Source organism: Streptomyces sp. NRRL F-5650 (assembly GCF_000721365.1).
In the GTDB taxonomy this organism is placed as follows: Bacteria; Actinomycetota; Actinomycetes; order Streptomycetales; family Streptomycetaceae; genus Streptomyces; species Streptomyces ardesiacus.
The window spans coordinates 59,087-74,345 of the sequence record NZ_JOGV01000026.1 but is presented as its reverse complement, the minus strand read 5'-3'; the positions used below and the strand labels follow the sequence as shown (position 1 = coordinate 74,345).

General features: G+C 74.4%; 16 protein-coding genes and 1 tRNA gene. 7 read left to right on the top strand and 10 right to left on the bottom strand.

Features of this window, described 5'->3' with window-relative positions; translation table 11 throughout:
* Positions 1–74 precede the first annotated feature (74 nt).
* The 7 genes from IG88_RS0122280 (at position 75) to IG88_RS0122250 (ending at position 5,556) form a co-directional block, all read left to right on the top strand.
* Entirely contained in the window at positions 75–395 is a 321-nt protein-coding gene (locus tag IG88_RS0122280) for a WhiB family transcriptional regulator (RefSeq protein WP_078861565.1), read from the top strand.
* Positions 341–673: a DUF3140 domain-containing protein gene (locus tag IG88_RS0122275; protein WP_030403726.1), complete on the top strand. Its 333-nt coding sequence runs from the start codon at positions 341–343 to the stop codon at positions 671–673. The genes IG88_RS0122280 and IG88_RS0122275 overlap by 55 nt, the downstream gene beginning before the upstream one ends.
* 2 nt (positions 674–675) lie before the next feature.
* Positions 676–1,293: an endonuclease gene (locus IG88_RS0122270; protein ID WP_031043962.1), complete on the top strand. Its 618-nt coding sequence runs from the start codon at positions 676–678 to the stop codon at positions 1,291–1,293.
* A 128-nt stretch (positions 1,294–1,421) separates the two neighbouring features.
* Entirely contained in the window at positions 1,422–2,282 is an 861-nt protein-coding gene (locus IG88_RS0122265) for a hypothetical protein (protein ID WP_031043960.1), read from the top strand.
* Positions 2,283–2,400: 118 nt separating this feature from the next.
* The gene (locus IG88_RS0122260; protein ID WP_031043957.1) at positions 2,401–3,801 is read left to right on the top strand and encodes a glutamine synthetase family protein; all 1,401 of its coding nucleotides are present in this window, start codon (positions 2,401–2,403) and stop codon (positions 3,799–3,801) included.
* 1 nt (position 3,802) lies between these two features.
* The gene (locus tag IG88_RS0122255) at positions 3,803–4,948 is read left to right on the top strand and encodes an amidohydrolase family protein (protein ID WP_031043953.1); all 1,146 of its coding nucleotides are present in this window, start codon (positions 3,803–3,805) and stop codon (positions 4,946–4,948) included.
* Positions 4,949–5,028: 80 nt separating this feature from the next.
* Entirely contained in the window at positions 5,029–5,556 is a 528-nt protein-coding gene (locus IG88_RS0122250) for an NUDIX hydrolase family protein (RefSeq protein ID WP_030403731.1), read from the top strand.
* 13 nt (positions 5,557–5,569) lie between these two features.
* On the opposite strand, the gene mnhG is transcribed toward IG88_RS0122250, so the two are convergent.
* The 10 genes from mnhG to IG88_RS0122200 form a co-directional block, all read right to left on the bottom strand.
* Positions 5,570–5,947 (bottom strand): monovalent cation/H(+) antiporter subunit G, encoded by a 378-nt coding sequence (gene mnhG, locus IG88_RS0122245; RefSeq protein WP_031043950.1) that lies wholly within the window; start codon positions 5,945–5,947, stop codon positions 5,570–5,572.
* On the bottom strand, positions 5,944–6,261 hold the full coding sequence (locus IG88_RS0122240) for a monovalent cation/H+ antiporter complex subunit F (RefSeq protein ID WP_031043947.1): 318 nt from the start codon (positions 6,259–6,261) through the stop codon (positions 5,944–5,946). Before IG88_RS0122240 ends, mnhG begins: the two co-directional genes overlap by 4 nt.
* Positions 6,258–6,857: a Na+/H+ antiporter subunit E gene (locus IG88_RS0122235; protein ID WP_031043944.1), complete on the bottom strand. Its 600-nt coding sequence runs from the start codon at positions 6,855–6,857 to the stop codon at positions 6,258–6,260. The genes IG88_RS0122240 and IG88_RS0122235 overlap by 4 nt, the downstream gene beginning before the upstream one ends.
* On the bottom strand, positions 6,854–8,485 hold the full coding sequence (locus tag IG88_RS0122230; RefSeq protein ID WP_031043942.1) for a Na+/H+ antiporter subunit D: 1,632 nt from the start codon (positions 8,483–8,485) through the stop codon (positions 6,854–6,856). Before IG88_RS0122230 ends, IG88_RS0122235 begins: the two co-directional genes overlap by 4 nt.
* A complete protein-coding gene (locus tag IG88_RS0122225) occupies positions 8,482–9,246 on the bottom strand; it encodes a Na(+)/H(+) antiporter subunit C (RefSeq protein ID WP_031043939.1) in 765 nt (254 codons plus the stop codon). Before IG88_RS0122225 ends, IG88_RS0122230 begins: the two co-directional genes overlap by 4 nt.
* Positions 9,243–12,146, bottom strand: coding sequence for a Na+/H+ antiporter subunit A (locus IG88_RS0122220; RefSeq protein ID WP_031043936.1), 2,904 nt, complete (start codon positions 12,144–12,146; stop codon positions 9,243–9,245). The genes IG88_RS0122225 and IG88_RS0122220 overlap by 4 nt, the downstream gene beginning before the upstream one ends.
* A 128-nt stretch (positions 12,147–12,274) precedes the next feature.
* Positions 12,275–12,348, bottom strand: a tRNA-Pro gene (locus tag IG88_RS0122215).
* A 105-nt stretch (positions 12,349–12,453) separates the two neighbouring features.
* Entirely contained in the window at positions 12,454–13,761 is a 1,308-nt protein-coding gene (locus IG88_RS0122210; RefSeq protein ID WP_031043932.1) for an MFS transporter, read from the bottom strand.
* Positions 13,762–13,928: 167 nt separating this feature from the next.
* A complete protein-coding gene (locus IG88_RS0122205) occupies positions 13,929–14,288 on the bottom strand; it encodes an MmcQ/YjbR family DNA-binding protein (protein ID WP_030403739.1) in 360 nt (119 codons plus the stop codon).
* 51 nt (positions 14,289–14,339) lie between these two features.
* On the bottom strand, positions 14,340–15,242 hold the full coding sequence (locus IG88_RS0122200) for a LysR family transcriptional regulator (RefSeq protein WP_031043930.1): 903 nt from the start codon (positions 15,240–15,242) through the stop codon (positions 14,340–14,342).
* Between the last annotated feature and the right edge of the window lie 17 nt (positions 15,243–15,259).

Below are 15,259 nucleotides of genomic sequence, written 5' to 3'. Positions count from 1 at the left end.
CCGCCCCGCCCGCCCCGGCCTCCCCCGGGGCACCCCGACGTTTGCCCATGCGCCCCAAGGGCACCCGCGCCCGCATGGAGTGGTTGCGCCGCGCCGCCTGCGTGGATGAGGACCCCGATCTCTTCTTCCCGGTGGGCACCGCCGGGCCCGCCCTGCGGGACTCGGCGGCCGCCAAGCGGGTCTGCGCCAGATGCCCGGTGACCCCCGAGTGCCTGACGTTCGCGTTGGAGTCGGGGCAGACGTCGGGCGTGTGGGGCGGCACCGACGAGGCGGAGCGGGTCGCGCTGCTCCGGCTGACCGCCCAACAGGCACGTACGCACGACGAAATGAGGGACACCTCATGGCCGACGCCCTCGAACTCGACGCGCTGTGGGAGGACTTCCACCGCGTGGTGAACATGACCTCCGCGGAACTCGCGGACTGGCTCCGGGTGCGCGACTCCGGGGAACTGACCGAGCCGCTGCCGGACGACGCCGGTCCGCCCCTCGGGCAGCACGTCCTCGCGATCCTGCAGAAGCGGCGCACCGACCTCACGGAGGACGACCTGCGCGCCATGCGCAAGGTCGTGGACACCGTGACCTCGCAGACGGACCTGGAGAACGAGCCCGCCTCCGACGACACCGGCCTGCGGCACCGGCTCATGACGGTCGGTCACGACCCGCTGAAGCCCTGACCATGAGCCGCGACCAACGGCGGACGGTGCGCGAACTCGTCGACGCGCACGGACAGACGTACGCCGAGGAGGCGGGCATCCGCCTCAAGGACACCCCGCAGCCGCTGTACCGGCTGCTGGTCCTCGCGCACCTGCTCAGCGCCCGCATCAGCGCCTCCATCGCCGTCGCCGCCGCCCGCGCCCTCAGCGAGGCGGGGCTGCGCGACCCGCGCCGCATGGCCGGCGCCGCCTGGCAGGAACGGGTGGACGCCCTCGGCCGGGGCGGCTACCGGCGCTACGACGAGCGCACCGCCACCCAGCTCGGCGAGGGCGCCGAGCTGCTGACCGAGCGGTGGGGCGGGGACCTGCGCAGGCTGCGCGACGAGGCGGACGGCGACGTGTCCGAAGTCCGGCGGCTGCTCCAGGAGTTCCCCGGCGTGGGACCGACCGGCGCCGACATCTTCCTGCGGGAGGCCCAGCGCGTCTGGCCGCAGGCGGCGCCCTACCTGGACCGCAAGGCCCTCCAGGGCGCCGAGCGCCTCGGCCTGCCGGGGGACCCGGACCGGCTCCTCGCTCTGGCCGGGAAGACGGAACCGGCCGTCCTCGCGGCGGCGCTGGTGCGGGCGGCGGTGGGCGGCTGAGCCACGGGCGGACGTGCGCCTTGCCCCGCGAGAGCCGGCCCTCACCCGGACAGCCGCCTGCGCTGGTGCGTCCCCGGCCCCGGTGATGCCCTGAGGAGACCGTTCCCCCCCCCAGGAGGCATGCCGCGATGAGCCGTCGTCCCTCGTCCCACCCCGTCCGTCTCCTGTCCTGCGCCCTGGCGGCGGGCGCGCTGCTGACCACGGCGGCCTGCTCGGACGGCTCCGGGTCGCGCAGCGCCTCGGACACCGCCGCCGAGCAGGCCGGGGTCGCCGAGCGGAACGCGGCGCGGCAGACTCCGAGCGGTTCCCCCAGCACGTCCCCCGGCGCATCCCGGGGCACCCTCACCGAGTCCGGCGCCAAGGCCGCCCTCATCACGGAGGCCGACATCGAGGAGGACTGGAACCAGGTCGCGGGCGCGGACAAGTGGCGCGACCGGCTGCTCGTCGGCAAGGTCGACGTGGCCGCCTTCCTCACCGCGAAGGGCGCGGCGGCGGACTGTCAGCAACTGCTCGACGGGCTCTACCGCGACACCTTGCTGGGGAAGCCGTCGGGGCCGTCGGCGCTCACCGGCTTCGAGCAGGGCGACTCCCGCCTTCTGGAGCAGGTCGCGGGATACGACCGGGCCGGTCTCGACGACCGCCTGAAGTGGATGGCGTCCCTGCCGCAGACGTGCGACGAGTTCACCGCGACCGGCCCCGGCGGCGCCAAGCGCACGGTCCAGGTGACCGAGGCCCCGGTGCCCGACGTGGGCGACGCCCGCCAGGGCCTGCACGTGACCGTGCAGGGCGACAACGACGGCACCCCGGTCACGCTCACCCTGGACGTCGCCGCCGTACGCGTCGACACCTCGGCCCTCACCATCACGGCCGGCGGGCTGGACGGCGGCCAGTCCTCCTCCGTCGAGCGGGGCGTGCGCCAGGGCACCGAGCGCCTGAAGACCGTCCTGGACGGCGGGACCCCCGATCCGCAGCCCACCAACCTGGACTGACCCCCGGGGCGGGCGGCTTCCACCGCGTCGTGCGCACATCCGGCGAAACCCGGACAGGGTGATCACCGGACGGCACAATGGTCCGCGACGGACGGCGCACGCGCGAAGGAGCCGAGACGTGAGCGAGAGCGACCCCGTGCCCGGCGGGCGCCCCGGTGAGGTCGAGCGGGCCACCGCGCTGAGCGGCGAGCTGACCGGGCAGGGCGTCCACGGCGTCGTGCTGGCGTACGTCGACACGGCCGGGATCACCCGGGTGAAGACCGTGCCCACCGCGAAGCTCGCCGCGGCCTCGGCCTGGGGCGTCGGGATGTCACCGGTCTTCGACACCTTCCTGGCCGACGACTCGATCGTCACGACGGACGTCCTCGGCTCCCCCGACGGCGACCTGCGCCTCTACCCCGACCTCGGCCGCCTGACCGTGCTGGCCGCGCAGCCGGGCTGGGCGTGGGCGCCGGTCGACCGGATCACGCAGGAGGGCGCACCTCATCCGGCGTGCGGGCGCACCGTCCTGCGCCGGACCGTGGCCGGGGCCGCCGAGCGGCACGGCGTCGCCTTCAAGGCCGCCCTGGAGATCGAGTGGGTCGTGGGCCTGGGCGACGCGGAGGGCGACGCGTTCGTCCCGGCGGTGTCCGGACCGGCGTACGGGGCCGTCCGGCAGATCGAGCTGAGCGACTGCGCCGCCGACCTGCTGGCGGCGCTCGCGGCGCAGGGCGTGGACGTGGAGCAGTTCCATCCCGAGTACGCGGCGGGGCAGTTCGAGATCTCGGTGGGCGCGCTCGACCCGGTGGCGGCGGCCGACCACAGCCTGCTGGTGCGGCAGACGATCCGGGCGGTGGCCCGGCGGCACGGGTTGCGCGTCTCCTTCGCCCCGGCGGTCCTCGGCCGGGGCGTCGGCAACGGCGGGCACCTCCACCTCTCCGCCTGGCGCGACGGGAGGAACCTGCACGCGGGCGGCGCGGGCCGCCACGGCATGACCGCCGAGGCCGAGTCCTTCGTGGCCGGCGTCCTCGCCCGGCTCCCGGCGCTCACGGCGGTGACCGCGCCGAGCCCTGCCAGTGCCCTGCGGCTGCGGCCCTCGCAGTGGGCGGGGGTCTTCACCGCCTGGGGCCGGGAGACCCGCGAGGCCGCGCTGCGGATCGTCACCGGCACCACCGGGGTCCGCGACCGCGCGGCCAACCTGGAGGTCAAGCCCGTCGACCTCGCCGCCAACCCCTACCTGGCCCTCGCCTCGGTGATCGCCGCGGGTCTCGACGGACTCGCCTCGTCCACGCCGCTGCCCGAGGAGACCACGGGCGACCCGGCCCGGCTCGACCCCGCCGAGGCTGCGGCCCGGGGCGTGCGGAGGCTGCCGGTCTCGCTCACGGAGTCGGTGGCGGCGTTCCGCGGGGACGACGTGCTCCGGACCGCGCTGGGCCCGGTGCTGGCCGACGCGGTGACCGCCGTACGGCTGGGCGAGGTCCGGGCGGTCGAGGGGCTGGACGACGACGGTGTGGCGGCGGCCTACCGCTGGAAGTACTGAGATGGCCGCCGGTCCCGTCCACGAGCGGCTCGCCGTGCTGGAGCTGGTGGACCACCACTGTCACGGCGCGGTCACCGGCCCTCTGGACCGCGCGGGTTTCGAGTCGCTGCTCACCGAGGGCGAGGCGTGGCCCGGCGTGTCCGCCTTCGACACCCCGGCCGGCCTCGCCGTGCGCCGGCACTGCGCGCCCCTGCTGGACCTGCCGCGGCACACGCCCGCCGACGCGTATCTGGCCCGGCGGGCGGAGCTGGGCGCCGCCGAAGTGAACCGGCGGTTCCTGCGGGCCGCCCGCACCGGCGTGTTCTGCGTGGACACGGGGTACGCCCCGCACCCGGTGACCGGCCCGGCCGAGCTGGCGGAGGCGGCGGGCGCGACGGCGTACGAGGTGGTCCGGCTGGAGACGGTCGCGGAGGCGGTGGCGGCGGGCGGGGTCGAACCGGACGAGTACGCGCGGGCGTTCCGCACGGCCGCCTGGGAAGCGGTACGCCGGCCGGGCGTGGTGGGCGTGAAGTCGGTCGCGGCCTACCGCACCGGTTTCGCCCTGGACCCGGCCCGCCCCTCGCCCGCCGATGTCACGGAGGCGGCCCGGCACTGGCTCGCAGGCGGCGGCCGGCTCGACGACCCGGTGCTCGTGCGGGATCTGCTGTGGACCGCCGTGGACCTCGGGCGGCCCCTGCAACTGCACACGGGGTTCGGGGACAGCGACATCCGTCTGCACCGGGCGGACCCCGCGCTGCTGACCGACTGGCTGCACCTGACCGCCGGGGCGATCCCGGTCCTGCTGCTGCACTGCTGGCCCCACCAGCGCCAGGCGGCCTACCTGTCGGCGGTCTTCGAGCGGGTGTACCTGGACGTGGGGCTCACCCTGCACCACGTCGGGCCCGCCCGGGCGGGCGCGGTCCTCGCGGAGGCGCTGGAGATCACCCCGTTCCGCAAGCTGCTGTACAGCTCCGACGCCTACGGCGTGGCCGAGTTCCACCACCTGGGGGCACTCTCCTTCCGCCAGGGGCTGGCCGGGCTGCTGCAGGAGCGGCTGGACGCCGACGAGCTGTCCCTGCCGGACGCGCTGCGGATCGCCCGCTGGACCGGGCGGGACAACGCCCGCCGGGTCTACGGGCTGCCCGGCGGTCCCGCGGACGACGGCTGAGCCGCGTGGGACGGGTCACAGTCCCGGAGCGCCGCCCGGGACTCACGAACGGCTGAAAGTATGATCAAGCGATGTCTGACATGACCGAGACCACGCCGGGCTGGCTGACGACGGACGAGCTGGAGATGGCACGCGCCCGCATGCCGATCCTGTACGTCGAGGCGGTGCCCGTCCGTGTGGACGACAGCGGCGAAGTCACGAGCGTCGGCCTGCTCCTGCGCATCGGGCCCGACGGGACGGTGAGCCGCACGCTGGTCTCCGGCCGGGTCCTGCACCACGAGCGGGTCCGGGACGCCCTGCTGCGTCACCTGGAGAAGGACCTCGGCCCGGTGGCGCTGCCCCGGGTGCCCTCCTCGCTCCAGCCGTTCACGGTGGCCGAGTACTTCCCGACGCACGGTGTCACGCCGTACCACGACCCCCGGCAGCACGCTGTCTCGCTGGCCTACGTCGTGCCGGTGACCGGTGACTGCCGGCCCCGGCAGGACGCCCTGGACCTGGTCTGGTTCGATCCGCGCGAGGCGCTGTCCGAGGCGGTGCAGAGCGAGATGCCGGGCGGGCACGGGGTGCTGCTGAAGCAGGCCCTGGCGCACGTGGGCTGCGTGGGCTGACCCCCGCGGGCGGTCACTCCTGCCGACCCTCGCCGTCGTCGTTCCCGTCGCTGAGCTGCGGGTCCAGGTCGTCCCGCAGCAGACCCCGGGACCCGGTCTGCCCGGTGCGGTAGGCGGAGCGGGCCACCAGGTGGGAGGCGACGGGGCCGGTGAGGAACTGGAAGAAGACGATGAGCGCGAGGGTGCCCACGTCGGTGCCGTGGCGCAGGCGCAGCCCCACCCCGGCGAGGACGAGGAGCATCCCGAGCGTCTGCGGTTTGGTCGCGGCGTGGCTGCGGGAGAGCACGTCGGGGAAGCGGACCATCCCGATCACCCCGAGCAGGCACTGCAGGCAGCCGAGGAACAGCAGCACCGTCCCGGCCAGGTCGGCGGCCTCGGCCCAGGCGTTCACCGGTGGTCCTGCGTGCCGTCGGGCCGTACGGAGGGCCGGTCGCGTGCGGCGATGAAGCGGGCGATGCCGACCGAGCCGGTGAAGCCGAGGAAGGCGAGCACCAGCATCACCGGGAAGTAGAAGGAGTCCCGGTCGTGGGCGGCCTTGACGCCGATGCCGGCGATGATGAGCGCCGCGAGCACGTCGAGGGCGACGGCCCGGTCGAGCATCGAGGGGCCGTACCAGATCCGGTACAGCAGCAGGGCGCCCGCGACGAGGATCATCGCGAGCGAGGCGACGAGCACGGCGTCTTCGGCGGTGTGCAGCGTGGTCACGGCGAGGAGTCACCTTCCGGTACGGGACGGGCGGCGTCGGCGATGTCCTCGGCGGTGCCGAAGGCCCGGGCGACGAGCGCCTCCATGCGCCACACCTGCCGCTGGGCGCTCTCGATCTCGCCCGGCCGGCCCGCGTCGAGGACGTGCAGGAACAGGGTGGCCGTCGACCGGCGCAGCTCGATCACGGAGCCGCCGGGGACGTTGGAGACGGCGACGGCGGTGGCGGTGAGCATGAGGTCGCTGCGCACCCGCAGCGGGACGGCCACGACCGCCGCGTGGTAGGGGCCCTTGGCGAAGATCTGCCGGGTGACCTCGACGCTGGAGGAGAACATGTCGTACACCAGGTAGGCGGCGAGGCGCAGGATGCCCAGGGGGCGCAGTCTGAGGCCGATGTCCACGGCGGGCAGCGGGAAGGCCAGGCACAGGCAGACCGCGACGAGGACGCCGTTGACGAGGTTGGCCCAGGACGGGGTGCCCCACAGCAGGATCCAGATGACGGTCAGCCAGCCGACGAGCGGCAGGTCGAGCACGCGCCGGCCGCGGCCGACGCGGAAGGACCAGCTGTAGGGCGAGCGGTCGCGGAAGAGGTTGCTCACCGGCCGAGCACCGCCTCGATGTAGGGGGTACGGGCGAGGAGTTCGGTGGCGGCGGCCTGGGTGAAGGTGGTGAGGGGGCCGCCGAACACCGTGTACGACAGGCCGAGGGCGACGGCGACGCCGGTCGCCGCCAGCATGGGCCAGGGCAGGCGTTTGGTGGTGGTGATGGACTGGCCCAGGAAGCCCGCGGCGACCACGGCGCCCGCGGGCACCGGCAGCCCGCTCCCGGGCGGCTCTTCCTCCTCGTCGTCGCCGGAGTCGTCGTCCTCGGCGGACTCCAGCACCACGCCCTCCTCCTCGGCTCCGGGCGGTGCGTCGCGCCAGAACGCGAGGTTCCAGACCTTCGCCATGACGTACAGGGTGAGCAGGCTGGTGGCCGCCGACCCGGCCACGAGCGCCCAGGCCCAGCTTCCGCCGGCCTCGATGCCGGCCCGCATCAGGCCGAGCTTGCCGATGAACCCGGACAGCGGCGGGATGCCGGCGAGGTTCATGGCGGGCACGAAGAACAGCACGGCGAGCAGCGGCGCCGCCTTGGCCAGGCCGCCGAGGCGGGTGAGTTCGGTGGTGCCGTCGCGCCGCTCGATGAGCCCGGCGACGAGGAACAGGGTGGTCTGCACGGTGATGTGGTGGGCCACGTACACGATCGCGCCGCTGATGGAGCCGCGTGCGGCGAGCGCGATGCCGAAGACCATGTAACCGATGTGGCTGATGAGGGTGAAGGACAGCACCCGCTTCAGGTCGGTCTGGGCGACCGCGCCGAGGATGCCGACGAGCATGGAGGCGAGCGCGGCGAGCAGCAGCAGGTCGCCGAGGCGGTGGCCGGGGAAGAGCAGCGTCTCGGTGCGCAGCATCGAGTACACGCCGACCTTGGTCAGCAGTCCGGCGAAGACCGCGGTGACCGGGGCGGGGGCGGTCGGGTAGGAGTCGGGCAGCCAGGCGGCGAGCGGGAACACGGCCGCCTTGATGGCGAAGACCGTCAGCAGCATCGCCTCCAGCAGCGTGCGCACGCCGAGCGGCACCTCCTGCAGCCGCTGGGCGAGCTGGGCGAAGTTCACGGTGCCGGCGACCGCGTAGGTCATGGCGATGGCGATCAGGAAGAGCACGGAGGAGAACAGCGAGATGATCACGTACGTCGATCCGGCCCGGATGCGGGTCGCGGTGCCGCCGATGGTGAGCAGCACGAAGCTGGCTACGAGCATGATCTCGAAGCCGACGTACAGGTTGACGAGGTCACCGGCGAGGAAGGTGCAGGAGACGCCGGCCACGAGGATGAGGTAGGCGGGGTGGAAGACGCCGACCGGGGCCTGATCGTCGCGGTCGGCCATGCCCTGGCCCAGCGAGTACACGAGGACGAGCAGGGTGACGGCGCTGGAGACGGTGAGCATCAGGCCCGCGAGCCGGTCGGCGACGAGGGTGATGCCGACCGGCGGCGCGAAGTCGCCGAGGTGCACGCTGAGCGGGCCGTTCCGGTCGGCGGCGACCATCAGCAGCACGGAGAGCACCAGGACGGCACCGAGCACGGCGAGGCTGATGAAGCGCTGGAGCCGGTGCAGCCGGGGGCCGATGGCCAGCTTGAGCCCCGTGACGCACAGGGGCAGCAGGACGGGGAGCGGGACGAGCGCGTTCACCTGGTTCCTTCCGTGCCGGCGCCGCCCGGGTCGTCGGGCTGGTCGGGCGCCGGGTGGCCGGAGTCCTCGCCGGGGCGGGAGTCGGGCTCGCGGCCGGTCTCCTCGGGGTCGTTGGAGGGTCCGGCGATCCGGGCCGGGGCGGGTCCGGGGCGGCCCGCCGCATCGGTGGAGCCCAGCTCCCTGCCCTCCCGGTAGTCCTCGGGGTCGGCGCCGAGGATGTCGTTCCAGAGGTTGCCGGAGACCTCGTTGGCGCGGGCCTGGTAGGCGCGTTCCTCGCGGACCCGCCGGCGCAGCCGCTTGCGGGCGGCGCGGTAGCGGGCGCGCTGTTCGGCGTCGGCGCCGCCGTCCTCGGCACGGGCCTCGCGGTAGCGGTCGCGCAGTTCGCCGCGGCGGTCGAGGAACTCGGCGCGCAGGGCGACCAGCCGGTCCTCGGTGTCGTCGCTGATCTCGTCGGAGCCGGTGACCTGGTGGCTGCGGTAGGCCATGGAGAGCAGGAAGGCGGTGGTGGCGAGGGTGATGACGATCGCGGTGAGGGCGATGGCCTGGGGCAGCGGGTCGGTGACGCGGTTGCGGATGATGTGCGGGTAGAGCAGTGGTGCGTCGCCCGCGCTGCCGGTGGAGGCGAGAACCAGCAGGTTGACGCCGTTGCCGAGGACGACGGCGCCGAGCAGGATCCGGGTGAGGGACCGGGTCAGCAGCAGGGTGGCGCCGACGGCGTTGAGGACGGCGGCGGCCACCAGCAGGGAGAGACTCACCGTCATGCGCGGCCCCCGTCCGGGCGCGGTGCGGCCCGCTCGATCTGGCGGTCGATCCGGGCACCGAGGGCCCGCACGATGTCCAGGACGACGCCGAGGACGAGCAGGTAGACCCCGCAGTCGAACAGGACCGCGGTGGACAGGTGGGCGTCGCCCCACACGGGCAGGTGGCCGTGCCAGGTCCAGCCGTGCAGCACGGTGCCCTCGCCGAGGCCGCCGAGCGCGACGCCGGTGGACAGGAACAGGCCGAGGCCGGTGAACAGGCCGGGCTTGAAGCGCACGGCGTCGGCGAGTTCGTGCCGCCCGCCCGCGAGGTAGCGGGCGATGAAGGCGACCCCGGCGGTCAGGCCCGCCACGAAGCCGCCGCCCGGCAGGTTCTCCGCGCACAGCAGCAGGTAGACGGAGAGGACGAGGACGGGGTGGAAGATGAGGCGGGCGACCACTTCCAGGACGAGGGAGCGGCGCTCGGGGGCGAGGGTGGCGCTGGCGGCGAGCCAGGTCCGCTCCGGCGCCCCCTCGTCGCCGCTGGGCAGGCCCGCCGCTTCGTACCCGCTCGCCCGCCAGGCGGTGCGCAGGCCGGCGTGCGGGTGGTCGCCGGGCAGCGGCAGTACGGGCTGTTCGGCGCCCTCGGCGCGGCGGTGCAGGTAGATGAGACTGGTGACGCCGATCGCGGCGGCGGCGAGCACCGCGGACTCCCCCATCGTGTCCCAGGCCCGCAGGTCGACGAGGATGGTCGCGACGACGTCCTTCAGACCGTGGTGCGCGGTCTCCTCGACCATCGCGGCGCCCGCGCTGTCGGCCCGGCGGTGCCCCGCCATGATCCAGACGACGACGGCGACGGCGGCACCGCCCGCGAGCGCCACCGGCATCCGCAGCAGGCGCCGCCACCGGCTGAAGCTCTCCTCGAAGCGCACCGGCATGCGGCGCAGCACCAGCACGAAGACGATCATGGAGACGGTCTCCACGCAGAACTGGGTGAGCGCGAGGTCGGGCGCGCCCTGGGCGACGAAGAGCAGCGCGGTGCCGTATCCGGTGAGTCCGGCGAAGACGACGGCCTTCATCCGGCGCCGCACGCGCAGGCACAGCAGGGCGGCGGCACAGGTCAGCAGGGCGACACCGGCCTGGGCGGGATGGTCCCAGAGCCGCGGGGCGGGCACCCCGGTCCAGGGTTCGTCCGCGGCGAGCACGGCGATCTGCCCGGCGAGGACCACGCTCATGGTCGTCACCAGGTACACCGACAGCGAGCCGCGCTGCACGAGCCCGGTGCACTGCAGGGCGGTGCGCTCCAGGGCGAGCAGCATCCGCCCGAAGACGAGGTCGGCGGAACGCCAGGCGAGCCGCTGCCCGACCCGCACGACGGGGCCCGCGGCGAGGAAGAGCAGGACGCCGCCCGCCCACGCCGCGCCGGACAGGCCGAGGGCGGGGCCCGCTCCGTGCCACAGCGCCAGGTGAGCAGGGTGGGCCGGTGCCGGAAACTGCCCGGCGTAGGTGCCCAGCAGGCCCTGGAGCCAGGCCACTTCGGGGCCGAGGACGAGGCAGGCCAGGGCGAGCACGGCGGGCGGTGCGAGGAAGACGGCGGGGACGCGGTGCGCGTGGGTGTCGGGGAGGCCGGGCTTGCGGGCGAAGGCGCCCCACAGGTAGCGCAGGGTGTAGGCGGTGGTCAGGACGGAGCCGAGGACGGTCGCCGCGAGTGCCCAGCGGTCGCCGGTGCTGCCGTCCAGGAGCGACTGGAAGGCGGCCTCCTTGGCGGCGAAGCCGAGCAGGGGCGGTACGGCCGCCATGGACGCGCCGGCGAGCACGGCGACCGCGCACACGGCCGGCAGCCGGCGGCCGAGTCCGGAGAGCTTGCGCAGGTCACGGGTGCCGGTGGCGTGGTCGACGATGCCGGTGACCAGGAAGAGGGGCGCCTTGAACAGGGCGTGCCCGCAGATCATGGCGGTGGCGGCGAGAGCGGTGTCGTGGCGTCCGGCGCCGGTGAGGACGACGAGGAAGCCGAGCTGGCTGACGGTGCCGTAGGCGAGGACGAGCTTCAGGTCGTTCATCCGCAGGGCCCGCCAGCCGGCCAGCAGCATCGTCGCCGAGCCGAGGACCAGCAGGAGCGGGCGCCAGGGCGGGACGTCGGCGAAGGCGGGGGCGAGCCGGGCGACGAGGTAGACGCCGGCCTTGACCATGGCGGCGGCGTGCAGGTAGGCGCTGACCGGGGTGGGGGCGGCCATGGCGTTGGGCAGCCAGAGGCTGAAGGGCCAGATCGCGGACTTGGACAGGGCGCCGACGAGGATCAGCACGATCGCCGTGGACACTGCCGCCGACGGGTGCGGCGGGTCGGCGAGGATCGCCGAGATGCGGTAGGTGCCCGCCTCGTGGCCCAGGAACAGGAGGCCGACGAGCATGGTCAGGCCGCCGAACGCGGTGACCGTCAGGGCCTGCAGGGCACTGCGCCGGTTCCGCTTGTGGTCGCTGGTCTGGCCGATCAGCAGGTAGGAGAAGACGGTGGTCAGTTCCCAGAAGATGTAGAGCAGGACGAGGTCGTCGGCGAGGACCAGGCCGAGCATGGCCCCGGCGAAGGCGAGGAGGTTCCCGGCGAACCTGCCGAGCTGGCGGGAGCGGTCGTCGAAGTAGGAGGCGCAGTAGACGAGGACGAGGGTGCCCACGCCCGCGGCGAGCAGCACCATGAGTTCGGCGAGGGCGTCCAGTCTGAGCGCCCAGTCCACGTGGTAGGCGGGCAGCCAGCGCCAGTCGGTGGTGTCGGCGCCGCCCGCGGCCGTCGCGGTCCACCGGGTGGCCGCCCAGACGGCCGCCGCGGCGGGCGGCAGGGCCAGTACGAGGAAGGCACGGGTTCCGCACCATCTCACCAGTGGCGCGGCGAACAGCGCGAGCGCGAAGTGGCAGAGGATGAGCACGGACACCCGACAGTGATATATCGGGCATCTCGCCCGAGCGCCCAGGCACGCCGCAGGGAGAACAATCGAGAGAACAATCGAGGGGCGGTTTCGGATTACTCCGAAACCGCCCCTCGATCAAGGACTGTCTCCAGTCGGGACGACAGGATTTGAACCTGCGACCCCTTGACCCCCAGTCAAGTGCGCTACCAAGCTGCGCCACGTCCCGTTGCCCGCCTGACCTGGGCTTTCCCCTGGCCGAACGCGCAGGAAAACCATACCGCACTCGGGCCGGTGGTCGCGCACCGCTTTTCGGGGCCGTGGTCCTGCGGCGTCAGCACTTCTGGGTGCGGGACGGCGGCCCGGTCGTGGCCGGGGTGCCGCCCGGGCCCGTCGCCGCCTCCACCCGCACCAGTCCGCGCACCGCCGGTATCAGGAGCAGGGCGGCGCACACGGCGAAGCTCGTGGCGCCGGAGAGGAGCAGCACGTGGTCGGCGCCGAGGACCGACGCGGCCGGTCCCGCGAGTGCCTGGCCGACGGGCATCATGGCGAGGGAGCCCGCCACGTCGTAGGCGTGGATGCGGTTGAGGACGTCCGGCGGGACCTGGGTCTGCACACTGGTCGCCCACATCACGCCCCAGAAGGACATCCCCGCCCCGGCGACGGCGGCCCCGGCGGCCATGGCGGGCAGGCCGAGCCCGGCTCCGACGCTCGCGGGGAAGGCGGCGAAGCCGACGAGGCCCACGGCGCCGGCCCGGAGCATGCGGCGGGGCCGCAGCCGCAGGGCGAGCAGCCCGCCGACGACGGTGCCCGCGCCGAGGGCGGAGTTGACCAGGCCGTAGGCGCGCGGGCCGTGCTCCTGGACCACCTCGGTGGCGACGAGGGGCACGGTCGGGCCCCAGACGGCGATCATGTACACGCACCAGACGGCGATGACGCTCCACAGCCACGGCCGTGAACGGAACTCCCGCCACCCTTCGACGAGGTCGGCGCGGAAGTCCTTGCTCCGGCCCCGGCCGGACGACGGCGGCCTGCTCCCCGGCGCGAGCGGGGGCAGCCGGAGCAGCAGCAGGCACAGGGCGCTGAGCGCGTACGTGGCGGCGTGCGCGGCGAAGACTCCGCCGGGCGAGGCGAAGCCGACCAGCAGGCCCGCCACGGCGGGACCGGCGAGCTGGGCGGCGGACTCGGCGACGCGTATCGCGCCGTTGGCGCCCTGGACGTCGGAGGCGAGCCGGGGCACGGTGCTGGCGACGCCGGGCTGGAAGACGGCGCCCGCGACGCCGTTGGCGAACCCGATGGCGCAGATCTGCCAGAGCACGACGTGCCCGGAGTAGAAGAGCGCGGCGGCCAGCGCCTGGGTGCCGAGCCGCACCAGGTCGGCGCCGATCATCAGCTTGCGGGTGCTGAAGCGGTCGGCGAGGACGCCGCCGAAGACGACGAGACCGGCGAAGGCGGCGGCCGTCGCGGCCATGGCGAGGCCGACCGCGCCCGCCCCGTACCCGTGCTGGAGCAGGCCGGCGGCGAGCGCGACGGGCAGCATGGTGTCGCCGAGCCGGGCCACGGCCCGGGCGGTGAAGAACAGCCCGAAGTCCCGCGACCAGACGGATCGCGCCGCCGTGGGCCGCACCGTCGTACCGGCCATCCCGCGTTCTCCCCTCCCCTTCGGCTCCCGGCGCACCCGTGCGTCCCCGTCGCACCCGTACGCCCCGTCGCACCCGTGCGCCCGACGGCCGGGTCCCCCCTCCGGACCCGGCTGTCACGCATGTCTTCGGATCATGCCACGGGGTACTGACAACGCCCGAGGGGTTTTCAGCTACCGGCGGGCAGCCCCAGCCGGGGGTGGGCCTCCAGCAGCCGGGCCGGGGCCGCCTGCCGCCAGGAGTCGGCGAGGATGTCGCGCAGCTCGTCCTCGTCCTCCAGCGCGGCCAGCCGGGCCCGCACCCACGCGAACTGTGCCTCGTGCCCGGCGATCCAGAACTTCTCCGGCTCCGCCAGCACCAGTTCGTCGCGCTCCTCCTTCGGGCAGCGCACCGCGAGGGAGGTCTCCTCCTCGGGCAGCGTCGCGAACATCTTCCCCGCGACCCGGAAGGTGGGCATGCTCCAGGCGATCTTCTCCGTCGTGTCCGGCAGGGACAGGGCGATACGGCGTACGTCTTCTGCGTCGGGCATGGCAGGCACGCTATCCGCGACCACTGACAATCACCCGGGGGCCCGCTGTCCTCACGTCCGGGCCGCCTCGCCGAGCGCGTCGAGGACCGGGCGGATCAGCGGGTGTTCCTCGGCTCCCCGGCGCACGGCGGCGAAGACGCGGCGGGTGGGCGCCACCCCGTCGACCGGGCGGACGACGACGCCGGTGAGGTCGGTGCCGTGCAGCGCCGAGCGCGGGACGAGCGCCACCCCGGCGTCGGCGGCGGCGAGGGACACCACGGCGCGGAAGTCGTCCGAGGAGTGGTCGAGGCGGGGCTGGAACCCGGCGCTCTCGCAGGCCAGCACGACCACGTCGTGGCAGGGGTTGCCCGGGTAGGGGCCGATCCAGGTGTCCTTGGCCAGCTCGGCGAGCGGCACCACCTCGGCGTCGGCGAGGCGGTGGGCGACCGGGACGACCGCGTCGAAGGGCTCGGCGTACAGGGGGACGTGGGTCAGGCGCGGGTCGTCGGCGGCGGGCGCTCCGCGGTACTCGACGGCGACGGCCACGTCGACCTGCCGGTCCAGGACCATCGGCAGGCTGGCGTCGCCCTCGGCGTCCTGGACGCGGACGCGGATGCCGGGCGCCGATGCGGCGAGGCGGACCAGGGCGGGCGCGACGACGAGGGCGATGCCGGTCGCGAAGGAGGCGACGGTGACCGTGCCGGCCTCGCCCGAGCCGTACGCCGCCAGCTCGGCCTCCGCCCGCTCCAGTTGGGCGAGGACCGCGTTGGTGTGGCTGAGCAGGATCTCGCCGGCCGGGGTGAGCCGTACGCCCCTGGCGCCGCGCTCGACGAGGCGGTGCCCGGTCTCCTGCTCCAGGGCGGCGAGCTGCTGGGAGACCGCCGACGGGGTGAGGTACAGCGCGGCGGCCGCCGCCGTCACGGTGCGGTGGTCCGCCACCGCTCGCAGGATGTGCAGCCGCCGCGCCTCGATCATGGGATCGATTCTCTCAG

Coding starts and splice junctions, on each gene's coding strand:
- IG88_RS0122255 (WP_031043953.1), top strand. CDS start 3,803: ATGGCCGCCGGTCCCGTCCACGAGCGGCTCGCCGTGCTGGAGCTGGTG.
- IG88_RS0122280 (WP_078861565.1), top strand. CDS start 75: ATGGAGTGGTTGCGCCGCGCCGCCTGCGTGGATGAGGACCCCGATCTC.
- IG88_RS0122210 (WP_031043932.1), bottom strand. CDS start 13,761: ATGGCCGGTACGACGGTGCGGCCCACGGCGGCGCGATCCGTCTGGTCG.
- IG88_RS0122265 (WP_031043960.1), top strand. CDS start 1,422: ATGAGCCGTCGTCCCTCGTCCCACCCCGTCCGTCTCCTGTCCTGCGCC.
- IG88_RS0122275 (WP_030403726.1), top strand. CDS start 341: ATGGCCGACGCCCTCGAACTCGACGCGCTGTGGGAGGACTTCCACCGC.
- IG88_RS0122225 (WP_031043939.1), bottom strand. CDS start 9,246: ATGACGGTGAGTCTCTCCCTGCTGGTGGCCGCCGCCGTCCTCAACGCC.
- IG88_RS0122270 (WP_031043962.1), top strand. CDS start 676: ATGAGCCGCGACCAACGGCGGACGGTGCGCGAACTCGTCGACGCGCAC.
- IG88_RS0122200 (WP_031043930.1), bottom strand. CDS start 15,242: ATGATCGAGGCGCGGCGGCTGCACATCCTGCGAGCGGTGGCGGACCAC.
- IG88_RS0122250 (WP_030403731.1), top strand. CDS start 5,029: ATGACCGAGACCACGCCGGGCTGGCTGACGACGGACGAGCTGGAGATG.
- IG88_RS0122205 (WP_030403739.1), bottom strand. CDS start 14,288: ATGCCCGACGCAGAAGACGTACGCCGTATCGCCCTGTCCCTGCCGGAC.